17 protein-coding genes are annotated in these 18,002 nt (G+C 34.2%); 15 read left to right on the top strand and 2 right to left on the bottom strand.

Annotation, left to right across the window (positions count from 1 at the left end; genetic code table 11):
• Positions 1-2 precede the first annotated feature (2 nt).
• The gene (gene pyrE, locus AC3Y25_RS05545; protein WP_489902031.1) at positions 3-647 is read left to right on the top strand and encodes an orotate phosphoribosyltransferase; all 645 of its coding nucleotides are present in this window, start codon (positions 3-5) and stop codon (positions 645-647) included.
• A 183-nt stretch (positions 648-830) separates the two neighbouring features.
• Complete coding sequence (locus tag AC3Y25_RS05550; RefSeq protein ID WP_095930842.1) at positions 831-1,223, top strand: orotate phosphoribosyltransferase; 393 nt, start codon at positions 831-833, stop codon at positions 1,221-1,223.
• 414 nt (positions 1,224-1,637) lie between these two features.
• On the opposite strand, the gene AC3Y25_RS05555 is transcribed toward AC3Y25_RS05550, so the two are convergent.
• Positions 1,638-2,366, bottom strand: a complete 729-nt coding sequence (locus AC3Y25_RS05555; RefSeq protein ID WP_489902032.1) for a biotin--[acetyl-CoA-carboxylase] ligase — start codon at positions 2,364-2,366, stop codon at positions 1,638-1,640.
• Between the two features lie 92 nt (positions 2,367-2,458).
• On the opposite strand from AC3Y25_RS05555, the gene rsfS reads away from it, so the two are divergent.
• The 8 genes from rsfS to AC3Y25_RS05595 all read left to right on the top strand — a co-directional run bounded on the left by rsfS (position 2,459) and on the right by AC3Y25_RS05595 (position 9,207).
• A complete protein-coding gene (gene rsfS / locus AC3Y25_RS05560) occupies positions 2,459-2,830 on the top strand; it encodes a ribosome silencing factor (protein WP_095930844.1) in 372 nt (123 codons plus the stop codon).
• Positions 2,831-2,845: 15 nt separating this feature from the next.
• Positions 2,846-4,771, top strand: a complete 1,926-nt coding sequence (gene ftsH, locus AC3Y25_RS05565; RefSeq protein WP_250835603.1) for an ATP-dependent zinc metalloprotease FtsH — start codon at positions 2,846-2,848, stop codon at positions 4,769-4,771.
• Positions 4,772-4,887: 116 nt separating this feature from the next.
• Complete coding sequence (locus AC3Y25_RS05570) at positions 4,888-5,493, top strand: lactate utilization protein B/C (RefSeq protein ID WP_095930846.1); 606 nt, start codon at positions 4,888-4,890, stop codon at positions 5,491-5,493.
• Position 5,494: 1 nt separating this feature from the next.
• On the top strand, positions 5,495-6,385 hold the full coding sequence (locus AC3Y25_RS05575; protein WP_489902033.1) for a phosphatidate cytidylyltransferase: 891 nt from the start codon (positions 5,495-5,497) through the stop codon (positions 6,383-6,385).
• Positions 6,375-7,028, top strand: coding sequence for a phosphatidylserine decarboxylase family protein (locus AC3Y25_RS05580; RefSeq protein WP_320492463.1), 654 nt, complete (start codon positions 6,375-6,377; stop codon positions 7,026-7,028). Before AC3Y25_RS05575 ends, AC3Y25_RS05580 begins: the two co-directional genes overlap by 11 nt.
• Positions 7,029-7,298 (top strand): acyl-CoA-binding protein, encoded by a 270-nt coding sequence (locus tag AC3Y25_RS05585; RefSeq protein ID WP_248726295.1) that lies wholly within the window; start codon positions 7,029-7,031, stop codon positions 7,296-7,298. It abuts the gene before it with no gap.
• Positions 7,299-7,304: 6 nt separating this feature from the next.
• Positions 7,305-8,084: a superoxide dismutase gene (locus AC3Y25_RS05590; RefSeq protein WP_427873050.1), complete on the top strand. Its 780-nt coding sequence runs from the start codon at positions 7,305-7,307 to the stop codon at positions 8,082-8,084.
• A 64-nt stretch (positions 8,085-8,148) separates the two neighbouring features.
• The gene (locus tag AC3Y25_RS05595) at positions 8,149-9,207 is read left to right on the top strand and encodes a glycoside hydrolase family 130 protein (RefSeq protein WP_489902034.1); all 1,059 of its coding nucleotides are present in this window, start codon (positions 8,149-8,151) and stop codon (positions 9,205-9,207) included.
• 177 nt (positions 9,208-9,384) lie between these two features.
• Here the strand turns inward: AC3Y25_RS05595 and AC3Y25_RS05600 are convergent, their stop codons facing one another.
• On the bottom strand, positions 9,385-11,256 hold the full coding sequence (locus AC3Y25_RS05600; RefSeq protein ID WP_489902035.1) for an alpha-amylase family protein: 1,872 nt from the start codon (positions 11,254-11,256) through the stop codon (positions 9,385-9,387).
• A gap of 285 nt (positions 11,257-11,541) precedes the next feature.
• Between AC3Y25_RS05600 and AC3Y25_RS05605 the strand changes: the two genes are divergently transcribed.
• The 5 genes from AC3Y25_RS05605 (at position 11,542) to AC3Y25_RS05625 (ending at position 17,762) form a co-directional block, all read left to right on the top strand.
• Positions 11,542-13,221 (top strand): OstA-like protein, encoded by a 1,680-nt coding sequence (locus tag AC3Y25_RS05605; protein ID WP_489902036.1) that lies wholly within the window; start codon positions 11,542-11,544, stop codon positions 13,219-13,221.
• 118 nt (positions 13,222-13,339) lie between these two features.
• A complete protein-coding gene (locus AC3Y25_RS05610; RefSeq protein ID WP_489902037.1) occupies positions 13,340-14,533 on the top strand; it encodes an aspartate aminotransferase family protein in 1,194 nt (397 codons plus the stop codon).
• Between the two features lie 264 nt (positions 14,534-14,797).
• Positions 14,798-16,192, top strand: a complete 1,395-nt coding sequence (locus AC3Y25_RS05615) for a tetratricopeptide repeat protein (protein WP_489902038.1) — start codon at positions 14,798-14,800, stop codon at positions 16,190-16,192.
• Positions 16,193-16,194: 2 nt separating this feature from the next.
• The gene (locus AC3Y25_RS05620; RefSeq protein WP_095930855.1) at positions 16,195-16,947 is read left to right on the top strand and encodes a shikimate dehydrogenase family protein; all 753 of its coding nucleotides are present in this window, start codon (positions 16,195-16,197) and stop codon (positions 16,945-16,947) included.
• 68 nt (positions 16,948-17,015) lie between these two features.
• Positions 17,016-17,762 carry a lipid A phosphoethanolamine transferase gene (locus AC3Y25_RS05625; protein WP_427873042.1) on the top strand — a complete coding sequence of 249 codons (747 nt, stop codon included), beginning with the start codon at positions 17,016-17,018 and terminating at the stop codon, positions 17,760-17,762.
• Positions 17,763-18,002: the final 240 nt, after the last annotated feature.

Consider the following 18,002-nt stretch of genomic DNA (forward strand, 5'->3'; position numbering starts at 1 on the left):
CTATGATTTTTAATAAAGATACTGCCGAAAAAACAGCCGAATTGCTTTTGCAAATAAATGCAATTAAATTGAATCCCGAAAATCCTTTTACATGGGCTTCTGGTTGGAAATCTCCTATTTATTGCGATAATAGGTTAATTCTTTCATTTCCGAGCATCAGAAACTATGTTCGTGATGAGTTTGCTAAGAACATTGAAAAACAATTTGGAAAACCCGATGTGATCGCTGGTGTTGCTACTGGAGCCATTGGAGTGGGAATTTTGGTTGCCGAAAGTTTAGGACTTCCGTTCGTATATGTGCGTCCGGAGCCAAAAAAACACGGTAGACAAAACCAAGTGGAAGGTTTTTTACAAAAAGGACAAAATGTTGTGGTTGTAGAAGATTTAATTAGTACCGGAAAAAGTAGTTTGTTGGCTGTTGAAGCTTTAAGAAGCGAAGGTGCTAACATTAAAGGTATGGCCGCTGTCTTTACTTACGGTTTTGGCGTTGCCGAAGAAAACTTTAAAGAAGCTAATGTTGATTTATTTACTTTAAGCAACTACGAAAACCTATTAGATTTAGCAGTTCAAAAACAATATATCACAGAAGATCAACAATCTACTCTTCAAGAATGGAGCGTTAGCCCATCTACTTGGGGACAAGAGTAAGATTTTAGATTTTAGATTTTAAAGTCGCTTTGCTCCTTTTGGAATTTGGAATTTAAAAAATTGGGATTTTATTTAAAATCTCAGCTTTGCGAACTTAAATAAAGCCAAAGTATATAAAAAGATCTTGCGCCCTTTGCGGTAAAAAAACATTTGCAGTAAAAAAACAAAAACAAAAAACACTATATGAACTTAGAAAGTCCAAAAGTTACAGTTCAGAAATCAGCTCAAGATTTATTCGATCAACTGACTGACGTAAAGAATTTCGAAAAATTAATGCCAGACAATATCGCTAAATTTGAAGTGACTGGCGAAGACGCTTTTATTTTTGGATTGAAAGGGATGCCTGAAATCAAATTGAAAATGAAAGATAAAGTAGCTCCAAACAAAATTGTTTTGGGTGCTGCAAGTGATAAACTTCCGTTTACACTAACTTCAAACATTGATACTATTTCTGATTCAGAAAGTGCTGTTCAATTGTTCTTTGAAGGAGAATTCAACGCTATGATGGCGATGATGGTTAAAGGTCCAATCAGTAAGTTTATTGAAACTTTAGCAAACAATATGCACAAGCTTTAATAATGGTAAATTATTAATTGTGAATTATAAATGAAAGCCTGATTTAACGATCGGGCTTTTTCTTTGAATGCCACGAAGGCACTAAGACACAAAGTTTTTTTCTCGCAGATTTTGCTGATTTATTTCTCGCAAAGTAGCTAAGTCACAGAGTCTCTCTTTTAGCAAAGCTTCATACAGTTTGTCATTTTCACACTTTGTTTTCTGAATAAATCTGTAAAAAAACTCTGCGACTTCGCGTCTTTGCGAGATTTCACCAATACGTTAGACGCACTGCAGTGCTTCTCTACAAAAAACTTCGTGGCAAAAAAAAACTTAGAATCTTAGCATCTCAGAACCTTAGCAACTTAGTTAGACGTTGCAGTGCGTCTCTACGAAAAACCTTTGTCACTTTGTCCCTTAGTCACTTTGCAACTCTCAATAAAGCATTTTCACCTCTTTAATCTCAAACTCTACAACAGAATCATCTTCTAATAAAACTTGTAGTTTTCCTATTGGAGAAACGCCTTGAATGATCCCCATAAAATCTTGATTGTTATTGTCTCTAAATGCAGTTGGAATTCCTTTTTTAAATAAAAAATTAAAATAGTCATCCCAGAAAATCTGCGATGAGATGTTCCAAGATTGAATTTTCTCTTTTAGTTTTTCAACGATTAAGATTGCCAACTCTTCCTTGTCAAAAGTTTTTCCTGAGATTACTGCCAACGAAGAAGCATTTGGCAATTCGTCAAAATCGGTTTGATTGACATTGATTCCGATTCCGACAACTGACACGATTCTGCCATCGCTTTTTAAGGTGTTTTCGATTAATATGCCAACTAACTTCTTATTGTATGACAGAATGTCGTTTGGCCATTTAATGCATATATTAGGAATATTTAACGATTTTAAAACCTCTGCAACCGATAAAGAAACCAAGACGCTTAAATTAAAAACTTCGTCGTTATTAAACAGAAAATCTTTCACCAAGATACTCATAGTTAAGTTCTTACCTGCTTCAGTCTTCCATAAGCCCCCAACTTGCCCCTTCCCTTTTGTCTGATTTTCAGCTGTTACCGTTGTAAAATTCTCTAGTTCATCCTGACTTGACAAAGCTTTTAAGAAGTCATTTGTAGAATCTATGGCATCGAGTTTGATTAGTTTCATTAAATAATTTAAATATCTTAATTTAATATTTTGTTAAGGTTCAAAAATAATCACAAAATTTGGTAACTTTACAAATTCATATAAAATAATTCATGGCGAAAAAGACTATTAATAATGATGTTCTACTGGCGAACATAATCAAAGGGATTGAGGAAGTAAAAGGAAATGATATCGATATTCTTGACTTAAGAGAAATAGATACAGCTGTATGCGACTATTTTGTTATTTGCAACGGTAGCTCAAACACCCAAGTTAACGCCATCGTAAACTCAATTCAAAAAATTGTATCAAAAGACTTAAAAGATAAACCTTGGCACGTAGAAGGAACAGATAATGCAGAATGGGTTCTTATGGATTATGTACACATTGTAGTACATGTTTTCCAGAAGCACATTCGCGAATATTACAACATCGAAAGCCTTTGGGGCGATGCCAAAATAACTTCAATCGAGAACAAATACTAAAGAAACTTTCATTAAATGGCTAAAGATAATAATCCAAATCCGAATAAATTTAAAATAAGTCCTTGGTTAATATATACCGCAATACTTTTAGTTTTTTTATTCATAAGTTTTGCTACAGGAGGATCAAGCCTAAGCGAACCTGCTCAATTAACATCTTCTAAGTTCAATACGCTTTTGGAAAAAGGCCAGATTGAAAAAGTAATTGTTTACAATAAAGCAGAAGCTGAGGTGTATTTAAATGCTGCGGCTCTTAAAGACCCGGCAAACAAAAAAGTAGCTGAAGATATTTTCAAACAACCAAACAAAGGCCCGCACTATACGCTGGAAATTGGTAATGATCAAATCTTTCAGACTAAATTAGAAAAAGCAGTTAATGAGGGGAAATTGAAAGATTTCAACTTCCTTCAAAAAAATAACTGGAGCGATATTTTAATCAGCTTACTTCCTATCATCATCATTGTTGGTGTATGGATCTTTATTATGCGTAAAATGTCTGGCGGAGGCGCTGGAGGTGGAGGTCAGATTTTTAATATCGGAAAATCTAAAGCGAAACTTTTCGACGAAAAAACAGATATCAAAACTACATTTAAAGATGTGGCTGGTTTAGAAGGTGCTAAGGAAGAAATTCAGGAAATTGTTGAATTCCTTAAAAACCCAGAAAAATACACCAACCTTGGAGGTAAAATTCCAAAAGGAGCTTTACTTGTAGGACCTCCGGGAACTGGTAAAACTTTATTGGCAAAAGCTGTTGCTGGTGAAGCGCAAGTACCGTTCTTCTCTTTATCAGGTTCTGACTTCGTTGAGATGTTTGTTGGAGTTGGTGCTTCACGTGTACGTGACTTATTCAAACAAGCTAAAGAAAAATCTCCTGCTATTATCTTTATTGATGAGATTGATGCTGTTGGTAGAGCAAGAGGAAAAAGTAATATGTCTGGCGGAAACGACGAGAGAGAAAACACTTTGAACCAATTACTAACAGAAATGGATGGTTTTGGTACAAACTCTAACGTAATTGTTTTAGCAGCAACAAACAGAGCTGACGTTTTAGACAAAGCTTTAATGCGTGCAGGACGTTTTGACAGACAAATTTTTGTTGACTTACCAGACATTCGCGAAAGAGCAGAAATCTTCAAAGTACACCTAGCTCCTATCAAAAAAGTTGAAGGTCTTGATTTAGATTTCTTAGCAAAACAAACTCCAGGTTTCTCTGGTGCTGATATTGCTAACGTTTGTAACGAAGCCGCACTTATCGCAGCTCGTAACAACAAAGCGGCTGTTGACAGACAAGATTTCCTTGATGCCGTAGATAGAATCATTGGTGGTCTTGAGAAGAAAAACAAAATCATTACTCCAGACGAAAAAAGAGCAATCGCAATTCACGAAGCTGGTCACGCTACTGTAAGTTGGATGTTAGAGCATGCTGCGCCACTTATTAAAGTTACAATTGTTCCTCGTGGACAAAGTTTAGGAGCTGCATGGTATTTACCAGAAGAAAGACAAATCGTAAGAACAGATCAGATGTTAGACGAAATGTGTGCTACTATGGGTGGTAGAGCTGCTGAAAAAGTAACTTTCGACAGAATTTCTACTGGTGCTTTAAGTGACTTAGAAAAAGTAACACGTCAAGCTCGTGCAATGGTAACCATTTACGGATTGAACGATAAAATTGGAAACGTTACGTATTACGATTCAACTGGACAAAATGAATACAATTTCTCTAAACCGTATTCTGATGAAACTGCAAAAATTATTGACAAAGAAATTTCAGAGTTAATCGAAGGTCAATACCAAAGAGCAATTCAGATTTTAGAGGAAAACAAAGACAAGTTAAACCAACTTGCTGATATTCTGATTGAAAAAGAAGTAATCTTTAAAGATGACTTAGAAAACATATTCGGAAAACGTACTTTTGACAAAAATTTAGAAGAAGTAGTTTCATAAATAATTACGAAAAACGTAATAAATTTTTAAAATCTTAATTCAAAAGTCCCTTTTGAATTAAGATTTTTTTATCTTTGAACGTTTTCAATTAACATGTAAAGCATTTCATATAAAAAATGAATTTTTTCAAAAAAATATTTGGCTCTAGTGAAGCCGCTTCTGACGAAGAGAACGAAAGCGAATATGCAGGTTCATCTGCGCAGAACAGTCATTTATCTTTAGACGAGCAATTTATTTTCAACTTCAAAAAAAATGGAGGAAAGTTCTTGTATTGCGAAAACATGGGAGAAGTTGCTGAACAGTTTGAAAACATTTTAGAAGAAAACGACTGGTTCGAGAATGAAGTTTTATGCTATGAGCAAGGCTTATTTGGCTTACTGGAAGAAAATAAATTATTTTATATCGCTCCAACTAACCCAAAATTTTTATTGGCTAGCTGCGAAAACCTTATAGCCGATGAAGGTTCTATCTTATTTTCATCAAAACAAATCAGACAAAATAAACCAAACGAATTACCTGCCAATATTGTTATTATAGCAACCACAAGCCAAATCCTTCCAATGAAAAGCGACGGATTGAGCGCTATAAAACGAAAATACGAAAGAGACTATCCTACTAATATCACTACAATAAAATATTTCGAAAAAGCGAAAGACGAAGATTTTACACAATACGGAAGTGTTGCGAAAAACCTTTATTTACTGCTTTTAGAAGATCTTTAAGATGAACGAAACACTGAAGAGGGCCATTTCTGGTGCTGTTTATATCGCTTTATTACTAACTTCGATATTGTTTTCTACCGAAAGCTTCATTACTCTTTTTGGCGTTTTCTTAATTATCACGATATACGAGTTTTCTAATATCGTAAACTTAAACAAAGTGTTTTCTATTCTTTTTGGAACTTTGATTTATTCTTCAATAATTCTTGTAAGTCATTACAACAAACAATCAAGCAAGTTTCTTAACGAAACCTTTAACACTAACATTAGCTTAGAAACCAATATTAAACAGCTAGATTTAATTCTTCTAGCCATAACTATTGTCGTTTCAATAAAATGCATAATATTCTTATTTTACGATTCAGTTCAAAAAGTAAGCACTTCTTCAAAATATCTATACCTGCTTGGATATATCACACTTCCTTTTGTATTTATAGTAAAAATCTCTTTTGGAACAAATGATTATAATCCGAAAATCATTCTTGGTTTATTTGTTTTAATCTGGACCAACGATACTTTTGCCTATTTAGTTGGAAAATCAATGGGAAAACACAAATTATTTGAGCGAGTTTCTCCTAAAAAAACAATTGAAGGTTTTCTGGGTGGTGTTGTGTTTGCCGCTTTTGCTGGTTTTTTGATTTCTAAACTCTATATTCAGCCTAAACCTGAATTTAGCAACACATCGATCTTAATCTGGACTATTATTGCATTAATTGTCAGCATTTTTGGAACTATTGGAGACTTAATAGAATCCAAATTTAAACGAATTGCAGGTATAAAAGACAGCGGTTCGATAATGCCTGGTCACGGAGGTATTCTAGATCGATTAGATAGTGTTATATTTGTAGCACCAATTATATTTTTATTTTATCAAATTTTATATTATGTTTCATAAAGAGGGAGGCCCGTCCATTTTATTAGGTACTGTATTTACTGTAGCTGTACTTTTAATTGCTGATAAATTCATTGATATTGCTTGGCTGAGAATGCTTGTGCAATTTGCAGCGCTTGTAATTTTAATTATTATTTTACAATTCTTCAGAAATCCGAAAAGAATTGCAATTAGAAACAGTGATCATATCCTTGCTCCAGTAGATGGGAAAGTGGTGGTTATTGAAGAAGTTTATGAAGGAGAATATTTTAAAGATAAACGTTTACAGGTTTCTATTTTTATGTCGCCAATCAATGTGCACGTAACACGTTACGCAATGGATGGAATCATTAAATTTAGCAAATACCACCCTGGAAAATTCCTTGTTGCTTGGCACCCAAAAGCAAGTGAAGAAAACGAAAGAACTACTGTAGTAATCGAAAATGAAACTTTCGGTGCTATTCTATACAGACAAATTGCAGGTGCATTGGCTCGTAGAATTGTAAACTACGCTAAAGAAGGAATGCAGGTTGTTCAAGGAACTGACGCTGGTTTCATTAAATTTGGATCAAGAGTCGATTTATTTTTACCTTTAGGTACACCAATCAATGTGGAATTAAACCAAAAAGCGATTGGAGGAAAAACAATTATTGCTACAAAAGCATAAATGGCTGATAAAGATTTAGATATTCGCTTCACTAAAGCCGTAGAAGCCGCAATGGCAATGACTCAGGCTTCACTGCCGCAAGATGTGCAGTTAAGACTTTATGCGTTTTACAAACAGGCTACTTTTGGAACGGCTGTTTACAATCAATCTGAGAATTTTGATTTGCGAAATGCTTTTAAAACCAATGCCTGGATGCAGATAAGTCATATGTCTGTAGACGAAGCCAAAGAAAATTATATCGAAATCATCAATTCATTAACATCAAAATAAAACATTATGAAGAAAAACGTTGTTATTTTAAGCACTTTAACTTCATTTTTACTATTATTTTCTTGTAAAGAAGATAAACTGACAGAAGTAGTTGAAGTTCCTCTTCCAACAAAAGAAGAAAAAATTACTATTGGTTCGCCAAATGATGTTAAAGCCGATCCAGGCTCTTTTGAAATGACGAAACTGCCATTTAATTATGACGCTCTTGCTCCTGATATTAGAACCTTAACTTTAGAAACGCATTATTCTAAACATTACTTATCGTATACCAACGCTTTTAATAAAGAGATTGTCTCGACTGAGTTTGAAAACATGCCTCTTGAAGACATTTTAAAAAAAATGCCTCTTACGAATTTAAAACTCCGTCAAAATGCTGGAGGATATTATAATCATACGCTTTATTTTAATATTCTGACACCAAAAGAGCAGACCCCAAAAGACACTCTTGCTGGTTCTATTAATAAAGAATTTGGTTCTTTTAATAATCTGACCAATCAATTTAAGGCACAGTCAGAAAAGCAGTTTGGTTCTGGATGGGTTTGGCTGGTTGTAGACCGATATGGTAAATTGCAAATCACGACAACTGACAATCAAGATAATCCGTTAATGAAAAACGCCTTGATTCCAGGAACTCCAATTATGGGAATTGATCTTTGGGAACATGCTTACTATTTAGATTATCAAAACCGAAAAGGCAGTTATATTGACGCTTTTTACAATCATATAAATTGGGAAAAAGTAAACGAATATTACGTTGAAGCACTCAAAAAGGTTAAAAAAGTATAGAAACGAAGCTGATACAATTAAGTATCAGCTTTTTTTTATACCTTTTAGGTACTTAACGAAGATTATGAAAGACATTGCCAATCGTTTTACAGAAAACCCTATCCTATCGCCGTCTGACATACCGCCAAGTCGAGAAGGTCTAGAAATAACCTGTCTATTGAATCCGGGCGTGTTTCGGTTTCAAAACAAAATCTGGCTAGCGGTGCGTGTTGCCGAAAGACCAAAGCAAATTGAAAACATTATTTCTTTTCCAATACTAACAGAAGCAGGAACTATTCAGATTATTGAAATTCTAAAAGATCATCCTGAACTTATTGCAACAGATGCACGCGTAATTAATTATCAAGGCATTGATTATTTGACCACATTATCACATATTCGATTGTTATGCAGCGAAGACGGAAAACGATTTTATGAACCAGAAGATTATCCGCATTTGGTTGGCGAAGGAATACTAGAAACGTTCGGAATTGAAGATTGTCGGGTTGCTCTCATTGAAGGAAAATATTACCTCACTTTTACATCTGTTTCTCCTAGTGGTGTGGGCGTTGGCTTAAGAACCACAAACGATTGGAAAAATTTCAAAAAACATGGACTGATATTCCCTCCCCACAATAAAGACTGTGCCATTTTTGAAGAAAAAATAAACGGCTTGTTTTATGCGTTACATCGTCCTAGCAGTGTAGATATTGGCGGAAACTACATTTGGATTGCTTCTTCTCCAGATGGAATTCATTGGGGAAATCATAAATGCATTATCAAAACCAGAAAAGATAGTTGGGATAGCAAACGAGTTGGCGCTGGAGCCGCGCCGATAAAAACAAAATTGGGCTGGCTAGAAATTTATCATGGAGCCAACGAATTTCATCAATATTCTTTAGGCGCTTTTTTATTGGATTTAGAAGATCCTACAAAAGTGATTTCGAGAACCGAAACTCCTATTATGTTTCCTAAAACAAATTACGAATTAAGCGGTTTCTTTGGAAATGTCGTTTTCACAAACGGTCATATTCTTGATCCAGATGGCGATACACTAACTGTTTATTACGGCGCTTCAGATGAATTTGTCTGCGGCGCAACATTTTCCATTAAAGAGATTCTTTCGTTGCTTAAAAAAATTTAAAACAAAAAAATATTTAACACATAGAAACATAGATTTTAATACTAAAAAAAAAAGAATATTAAAGAAACTAGTTTCCACACATAGACGCTATGTGTATTTAAACTAGTGAAACGCCTTTTTCAAGTTTTCTAAGCTATGTTTCTATGTGTTAAAAATCAACTCAAAAGATGAGCTAGTTTATTTTAATTCCAAAATCAAAGATTCTGAAGGCTGAATGGAAACTTTAGCTTCTCCTTCTCCATTTTGCACTTTCAATACAAATGTTTTGTTTTGATACAATTGCTCTTTCAATTGATATTCTCCGTCTTTTAAATTCCATTTTGAAATAAGTGATGACGGAACTTTTAAATTGAATTCATTTCCTTTCTCAGAAGAAAAATTAGCAATTACGATCAATTTTTGATTTTCAGACCAACGCGCATAAGAATACAACAGTGCATCATAACCTTCATTATTTTGTCTATTTGCAGATTGAATCTCTTCAAAACTTCCCATCAAAGCACTGCTTTTGATTGTAAAATTGAGCAAACGTTTATAAAAATCACGTAATTCTTTCTCTGAATTAGAAAGCTTTCCTCCGTCAAATTTACCGTCATTCATCCAGCGCTGATGATTTGGAACTCCAATATAATCAAAAATCGAGGTTCTTGATCGTTTTCCAAAACCTGCATCTTCGTTCCCTGCCTCTCCTACTTCTTGTCCAAAATAAATCATTGTTGGTGAAGTACTAATTGTTGCCGAAACAACCATTAAAGGTTTTCCTCTTTCTGGAGTTCCCGCAAATTCTGGACTTGCTAAACGTTGTTCGTCATGATTATCTAGAAAATGAAGCATATGATGTTCAATATCTGCCATTCCGTTTTGGATTTTTGTTAATTCATCCGGTGAAGATTTTCCGCGAATAACATCTTTCAGCTTATCGTACGTTTCTACTTTATCATACAGATAATCCATTTTTCCTAAGCGAATATAATTTCGATATTCATTCGGATTGTAAACTTCAGCCAACAAAAACGCATTTGGATTTTTCATTTTAATCGAAGAGTTCATATAACTCCAGAATTCGTACGGAACCATTTCGGCCATATCGTAACGAAATCCATCAACACCCTTTGTTGTCCAGTATAACGCAATATCTCTAAACTTTTTCCAAGAATCGGGAACCTCTTTGTCTTGCCAAAAAGCAAAATGTTCCTGATAGGATTTCTGATCAAAGCCAGCAGGAAGTTCAGGAAAATCTTTAGTCCCATCTGGGCGTACTCCGTAATTTACTTTTACCGTTTCGTACCAGTCGTTTTGATCTGGTTTAATTTTACGTGAACCGTTCCCTGTCCATTTTGCCGGATTTTCATCAAAAAAACCATCAATCATTGGATTTTTTTCTCCGTTTAAAGGAATATCTCCATCAGGAATTTCAAAATGCTGTTGCGGAATGTAGTAAAAATTATTGTCTCGTTTATATTCAACCGTAACATCATCATCTGCTCCAAAATCTTTTACCCCTTCTGGATTCGATTTTCCTTCATATTTTCTTGCGATATGATTGGGAACAATATCAATTAATACTTTCAAACCGGCATTATGAGTACGTTTTATTAGAGCTTCAAATTCTTCTAATCGCTTTGCAGGATTTACAGCCAAATCTGGATTTACATTATAATAATCTTTCACGGCATAAGGAGAACCTGCACGCCCTTTTACCACTTCTGGATCATCATTTGAAATTCCGTACGCTGTATAATCACGCACTAAAGCATGATGCGGAACTCCCGTATACCAAATGTAAGTAACACCTAAATCTTTTATTTCATGAAGGGCTTTATCCGTAAAATCATTAAACTTTCCAACACCGTTCTCCTCAATAGTTCCCCATGGTTTGTTGGTTGTATTTTTATTTCCAAATAGGCGTGTAAATACTTGATAGACTACAACTTTTTTATCTGTTGCAGCATTTTCGTTTGAAATACTCATTTTTAAATCTTTTGTTTTACAGGCTGAAAAAAGTACAGTTAATGTAATTCCGACTGCAATTATTTTTTTACTTATCATATTTTTTAGGCTATTCTTATCTTGTCTCTTTGCTTTCATCTCTAAAAAGCATGAAAACAATTTTCTAAAAATAGCTCATTTTTTAAAACTCCGAAAACGTTTTATCTAATTTACGCCGTTTTCAACTTAAAACACAACTACTACAACGTGAGAGTTTGTTATTTTGTTGAAAAATTAAATAATGCCTAAATTCAACTTTGGACTGTTAATGACTAATTATAAATTAATGCTAATAACCGCCACAGGTTCTATCCTTTTTTATAAATTTGACAAAAATTTAATCAGTTGAAGAAATCACTCTTTTTCATATTTACGTGTCTGTCTTTTTTAAGCGTTCAATTCACTTTCGCGCAAGCAAAAAAACCTGCTCAATCTCCGAAAACAATTGTCATCGAGAATGCCGACTTTTCTGACGTGGATCAAGTTAATGTACCTGATGCGCTTTTACTTACTGGAAATGTAAAAGTGAATCATGATGGTGTTGTGCTAACTTGCAACAAAGCTTACTTTTTTCAAAAAGAAAATTATTTAAAAGCATTCGGAAATGTACAATTAGTACAAGGAGATACTTTATTCTTGAATAGTAAATATGCGGAGTATAGCGGAAATGAAAAAAAAGCTTTTGCTACAGGAAATGCGGTTTTAACTTCTCCAGATGCCACTTTGCAAACTGACACTATTAATTTTGACAGAAATGTTCAAGAAGCATTTTATAATACAAAAGGTACGATTGTAAACAAAGACAATACTTTGGTGAGTAAATCTGGAAGGTATTATGTAAAAGAAAAGAAATTTCAGTTCTTGACTGAAGTTACGATTACGAATCCTAAATATGTGATTAAATCAAACCATTTGGATTATTACAGTAATTCTGGACATACGTATCTTCTTGGCCCTTCAACCATTACAAGTAAAGCCAATTACATTTATACCGAAAAAGGTTTTTACGATACAAAGAAAAACTTAGCCCATTTTCTGCGAAGGTCCTACATTAAGTACGATGACCGGCTTATAGAAGGCGATAGTTTGTATTATAATCGAAATATTGAATTTGCATCGGCAACACGAAATGTAAAAATTACCGATTCGATTAACAAAGGAATTGTAAAAGGCCATTACGCAGAGCTTTACAAACTCAAGGATTCGATGTTTGTAACCAAAAGAGCTGTTGCCATCAATTTGGTTGAAAATGACTCGGTTTACATTCACGGAAAAAAATTAATGGTAACAGGTAAAGAAGGCGAAAGAATTCTGCGCGCTTTTAACAATGTTCGTTTTTATAAAACAGATATGAGCGGTAAGTGCGATTCTATACACTCAGATTCTAAAAGCGCTTTGACAAAGCTTATAGGAAATCCGATTCTTTGGAATGGCGACAACCAAATTACGGGCGACGTAATGCACTTAATTGGCGACAATAAAACGAGGAAAATTGACTCCTTAAAAGTGCTCAATAATACTTTCGTACTCTCCAAGGACACGCTCGGGACAGGTTTCAATCAAGTCAAGGGAATTAATTTGTTTGGAAAATTCCGGGATGGAAAATTGCATGATGTGGATGTCATTAAAAACACTGAAGTCATTTATTACATGAGAAATGATGCCAACGAGCTAATTGGAATCAATAAAAATGTCAGCAGTAAAATCAACATGATATTAGAAAATAATGCGATCGAAACTATTACTTTCTTTAATAAAGTGGACGGTGATATTTTTCCTGAAGACGAACTTCCAGAAAATGCTCGAAAACTTCGAGGAATGAAATGGCGAGGCGATGAAAGAATAAAGTCTAAAGACGATATTTTTTCTGCAGAAGATAATGAACTCAATGAAAAGCTGATTAAAGAAGGAAAAGATCAAGAGGAAAAAGGCAAAAACGTTCCACTGAAAATTAGGAAAGAAACCTTGAATTACGACAAGAAGAAACCAGCTGCCAAAGCGGAACCGAAGCCTAAAATTAAGTAGTTTTCAGTCTCAGTGACAGTTTAAAGTTCTACGATAATTTAAAACACAAAGTTAACTGAAGCGTAAAGTTAAAAGACCTTAGAATCTTAGTATCTCAGTACCTTAGCAACTTAAAAAAATGAATCCAGATTTTATAAAATACCAAGCGCAAACTTCTCCTTACCCACTCGGAATGGAAGTTTCGCATGCCATTGGCTCTTACATATACGACACAAACGATAAAAAATATTTAGATTTTGTTGCTGGAGTTTCGGCGTGTACTTTAGGACATCAGCATCCGCGAGTAAATCAGGCGATAAAAGATCAATTAGATAAATATTCGCATGTAATGGTTTACGGAGAATACTCTCAGAGTCCAGCCGTTCAATATTGCAAATTAATGGCCTCTCTGCTTCCAGAATCTTTAAATAAAACCTATTTGGTCAATTCAGGCACAGAAGCGATTGAAGGCTCTTTAAAATTAGCCAAACGAGTTACAGGACGCAGTCAGCTTATTTCATGTCATAATGCTTATCATGGAAACACCATGGGTTCGATGAGCGTTATGGGATTTGAAGAAAGAAAACAAGCTTTCAGACCTTTGCTTCCAGATGTTGATTTTATTACTTTCAATAACGAAGAAGATCTGCAAAAAATAACTACAAAAACGGCAGCCATTCTTTTAGAAACCATTCAAGGAGGCGCCGGTTTTATTCAGCCAGAAAATAATTTCCTTCAAAAAGTACGTAAACGCTGTGATGAAGTTGGAGCCTTAATGATTGTTGACGAAATTCAGCCAGGTTTTGGAAGAACAGGAAAACTTTTTGGCTTCCAAAATTATGATGTTGTTCCAGATATTGTGGTTATGGGTAAAGGAATGGGCGGCGGAATGCCAGTTGGTGCTTTTACTGCTTCTGCCGAAAAAATGGACCTTTTAACAGAAAATCCAAAACTAGGACATATTACCACTTTTGGAGGTCACCCTGTCATTGCGTCAGCTTGCTTGGCTACTTTGCAAGAATTAACTGAAACAAATTTAATGGCAGAAACGCTGGAGAAGGAAAAACTCTTCAGATCGCTTTTGGTACATCCTTTGATTAAAGAAGTTAGAGGAAAAGGATTAATGCTTGCCGCTATGACAGAATCGGCAGATATTACAAACGAAGTCATTTTAACCTGTCAAGACAGAGGACTTATTTTATTCTGGCTTTTATTTGAAGGATGCGCGATACGAATTACACCTCCTTTGACTATTTCTGAAGAAGAAATTAGAGAAGGTTGTGCCATTATTTTAGACGTGATGGACGAAATAATGAAGAAGAACAATAACTAAAATACAAAACTATTTGGAGCGCTGTTTTAATAAAACTGACAGAAATTAAAGCTCCATTTCTATTTCAAAAAAGTCTTTCGATACCAATAAAAAAATGACAAAACCGAAGCTAATCCCTTTACAACAAAGGAGATTTCTTCCCAAAATAGAATAAAAAACGCCATATATTGTTAATTAAATTGTTCAAAACAATTAATTTCTTATCCTTACAGCGATTATATGGTTGCCTAAATTTATAACAGGCTAATTTCAAATATACGAAGTATGCAATTAAGCAACGAAGAAGAAGATTATAACCTATCCCTATCCAAATTTGAGTCGATGTTAAAAACTAACAAAGTGCTCTTTTTTGATTCTGAAGAATTTGAGGAAATCATTCTTCATTATTTAGACATAGGTAAGGCTAATTTAGCAAAAAAGGCCTTAAAACTTGCATTAGACCAGCACCCGAAATCTACAGGCTTAAAGTTAGTACAAGTAGAAATGCTGGTTTATGATGACAAACTCGACATTGCTGAAAAGCTTTTGAATGAGTTATACGCAATTGAACCCAACAACGAGGAAATATATATCCAGAAAGCCAATATCTGCTCAAAAAGAGATCAGCACGAAAAAGCGGTTGAACTGTTAAAAATCGCGCTTCAATACACTGATGATTACGCTGATGTGTACAATTTGATCGGAATGGAATATCTTTTTATGGATAACCTTGAACTTGCAAAGGACAGTTTTATCAAATGTCTTGAAGAAGACTTAGAAGATCAATCTGCTCTTTATAACGTAGTGTATTGCTTTGAGTTTTTAGACCAAAATCAAGAAGCTATTGTTTATCTTAACGATTATATCAACAGAAACCCTTACAGCGAAATCGCTTGGCATCAGCTTGGACGCCTTCATTATGGCATAAAAGAATATGAAGCAGCAATTCGTGCATTTGATTATGCAACGCTGATTGATGATGAATTTTTAGGCGCTTTTATGGAAAAAGCAAAAGCTTACGAGCGTCTAAAAAAATACAATGAAGCAATTGAAAGTTATAACAGAACCATCGAATTGGACGATGCGACTTCGTATGCCCTTCTTCGAATTGGAAAATGTTATGAAAAACTTGGAAATTTAGCGAAAGCAATCCAATATTATAACCAAACTGTACATGAAGATCCGCTTTTAGACAAAGGCTGGATTGCGATTACAGATTTTCACCTTCGCCAGAAAAACTATCAAAAAGCATTATTTTTTGTGAATAAAGCTTTAGCGATTGACAATCAGAATCGTTTGTACTGGAAAAGATATGCTACAATCAACAAACAAATGAATTTCTTTGAAGAAGCCGAATTCGGTTTTAGAAAAGCGGTTGAATTTGGAGATTATGCATTAGATACTTGGTTGTACTGGGTTGATATTCTTCAGTTTTTAGGAGAATTTGAAACTGCCATTCAAACTTTATTGCAAGCTTCAGAATACTTCCCAGAAGAAAACGAAATCGAATATCGTTTGGCTGGATTGTATTTTACGATTCAAGATAACACAAAAGCTAAATTCCACTTAAGCAATGGCTTACGTCTAAATTTTGATAATTACATCCTAATTGAAGATTTATTCCCAGTTGTTTGGGCAAAAAAAACAGTAAAAAATTATATAGAAAAACATCGTAAATAAGAATGGTTGATATTTTATTAAGAAGACGTTTTGGATTATTAGGACGCAACATAAGCTACTCTTTTTCAAAAGGTTATTTTACAGAAAAATTTAATAATGAAGTTTTTGCTGGCAACAGCTATGAGAATTTTGACATTTCTGAAATTAATTACTTCACAGAATTAATTAAAAACAATCCTGATTTAAAGGGTTTAAATGTTACTATTCCGTACAAAGAACAAGTTATTCCATTCTTAGATAAATTATCAAAAAAAGCCACTCTAATTGGCGCTGTTAATACCATTAAATTTACCAAAAACGGCAAATTAAAAGGATACAATACCGATTACTACGGATTCAAAAAGTCTCTTAAGCCATTATTAGAACCGCATCATAAAAAAGCGCTTATTTTAGGAACAGGAGGCGCTTCTAAAGGTGTTGCTTTTGCTTTGGACGAATTGGATATTCCGTATACTTTTGTTTCTCGAGAAGCAAAAGAAAACATCATTGACTATGATTTGATCAATGCAACTACTTTTGACAATTTTCAAATTATAATCAACTGTACGCCAGTTGGAACAAGCCCAAATATTGAAGCTTGTCCGAATTTGCCATACGAGTATTTCACAGAAAAACACATTGCTTACGATTTAATCTATAATCCAGCAGAAACCACTTTCTTACGAAAAGCAAAAGAAATGGGCGCTGTAATTAAAAATGGTCACGATATGCTTATTTTTCAAGCTGAAAAAGCATGGAAAATCTGGAATAAATAAAATAAGTATCAAAAAATAAAATGTTAATGTATTTTTCGTACTTTTAATCCACTAACTAACAAGTGGTTATGAAGAAAATACAATTACTTAGCATTTTATTTTTTTTATTACACAACCTACTTTCAGCTCAAAACGCAGACACTATACAAAGTCCGTTATCTGAGCCTCGCTATCATTATTTTCTTAAAACAATTTTGTTTTACAATGAGTATCTAGATACCGACAAAGGTTCTTTTAACACCACACAGGTTCGTTTCTTACTACCAATTGGCAATAAAGCCTGGAATCTACGTTTTGATCTTCCTCTTGTTTCTACCAACACAACTTCAACCAACAAAACAGCCATCGGAGATGTTGGAGGCGGAATCAGTTTTATTCCTTACTTAAGAAATAACAACGGTATTGCGGTAAGAACCCGAGTTTATTCTAACACAGCCGAAGATCCAAATTTTGGAACCGGAAAATGGGTTGTCATGCCCGCTATGGTTTACGGAAGATATTTCAATCAAAAAAAGTTTCTGCTACTGACTACGGTTGAATATCAGCAGAGTTTTGCTGGAAATAGTGATCGTTCCGACATTAGCACTGCACTTTTAGAAAATCTATTGATGCATTTTTTTGGAAAAAACTGGATTTCTGGAGATGTAGCACTTCGATACAATACTGTTATTGAAGGCTTTCAAAATAACGCTTTTATTGAATTTGGACGAAAAATTACACCTTCAAATCTTGTTTACATACACCCGAGCGCTGGTTTTGGCCCTAACAGAACCTATAATTGGGGAATGGAAGTTGGAGTGTTGATTCTTTTTTAATTTAAAAGAATAGCAAAATAAGTCCTAAAAAATTAGATTATTGAGAGTCTATTTTATTTACAATGCCAATTTTGAATTTATATATCCTTCAGCAATTCGCTAAAAACAGATTCAACATACTAGAAAACTTTCAGAAAGAATAGGAATTTCATCGTAAAATACCGTATAAACAAGTGATTTATTTTGTATTTAGAAACACCTTTACTATCTTTCGCATTGTTAAAAATAAAAACCTTATAC

The organism is Flavobacterium sp. LK-23, assembly GCF_058135255.1.

What these genes read in the sequence shown, in the direction of transcription:
- AC3Y25_RS05610 (WP_489902037.1), top strand. Translation starts at nt 13,340, where the DNA reads ATGAATCCAGATTTTATAAAATACCAAGCGCAAACTTCTCCTTACCCA.
- AC3Y25_RS05580 (WP_320492463.1), top strand. Translation starts at nt 6,375, where the DNA reads ATGTTTCATAAAGAGGGAGGCCCGTCCATTTTATTAGGTACTGTATTT.
- ftsH (WP_250835603.1), top strand. Translation starts at nt 2,846, where the DNA reads ATGGCTAAAGATAATAATCCAAATCCGAATAAATTTAAAATAAGTCCT.
- AC3Y25_RS05555 (WP_489902032.1), bottom strand. Translation starts at nt 2,366, where the DNA reads ATGAAACTAATCAAACTCGATGCCATAGATTCTACAAATGACTTCTTA.
- AC3Y25_RS05550 (WP_095930842.1), top strand. Translation starts at nt 831, where the DNA reads ATGAACTTAGAAAGTCCAAAAGTTACAGTTCAGAAATCAGCTCAAGAT.
- AC3Y25_RS05570 (WP_095930846.1), top strand. Translation starts at nt 4,888, where the DNA reads ATGAATTTTTTCAAAAAAATATTTGGCTCTAGTGAAGCCGCTTCTGAC.
- pyrE (WP_489902031.1), top strand. Translation starts at nt 3, where the DNA reads ATGATTTTTAATAAAGATACTGCCGAAAAAACAGCCGAATTGCTTTTG.
- rsfS (WP_095930844.1), top strand. Translation starts at nt 2,459, where the DNA reads ATGGCGAAAAAGACTATTAATAATGATGTTCTACTGGCGAACATAATC.
- AC3Y25_RS05575 (WP_489902033.1), top strand. Translation starts at nt 5,495, where the DNA reads ATGAACGAAACACTGAAGAGGGCCATTTCTGGTGCTGTTTATATCGCT.
- AC3Y25_RS05600 (WP_489902035.1), bottom strand. Translation starts at nt 11,256, where the DNA reads ATGATAAGTAAAAAAATAATTGCAGTCGGAATTACATTAACTGTACTT.
- AC3Y25_RS05625 (WP_427873042.1), top strand. Translation starts at nt 17,016, where the DNA reads ATGAAGAAAATACAATTACTTAGCATTTTATTTTTTTTATTACACAAC.
- AC3Y25_RS05585 (WP_248726295.1), top strand. Translation starts at nt 7,029, where the DNA reads ATGGCTGATAAAGATTTAGATATTCGCTTCACTAAAGCCGTAGAAGCC.
- AC3Y25_RS05590 (WP_427873050.1), top strand. Translation starts at nt 7,305, where the DNA reads ATGAAGAAAAACGTTGTTATTTTAAGCACTTTAACTTCATTTTTACTA.
- AC3Y25_RS05620 (WP_095930855.1), top strand. Translation starts at nt 16,195, where the DNA reads ATGGTTGATATTTTATTAAGAAGACGTTTTGGATTATTAGGACGCAAC.
- AC3Y25_RS05595 (WP_489902034.1), top strand. Translation starts at nt 8,149, where the DNA reads ATGAAAGACATTGCCAATCGTTTTACAGAAAACCCTATCCTATCGCCG.
- AC3Y25_RS05615 (WP_489902038.1), top strand. Translation starts at nt 14,798, where the DNA reads ATGCAATTAAGCAACGAAGAAGAAGATTATAACCTATCCCTATCCAAA.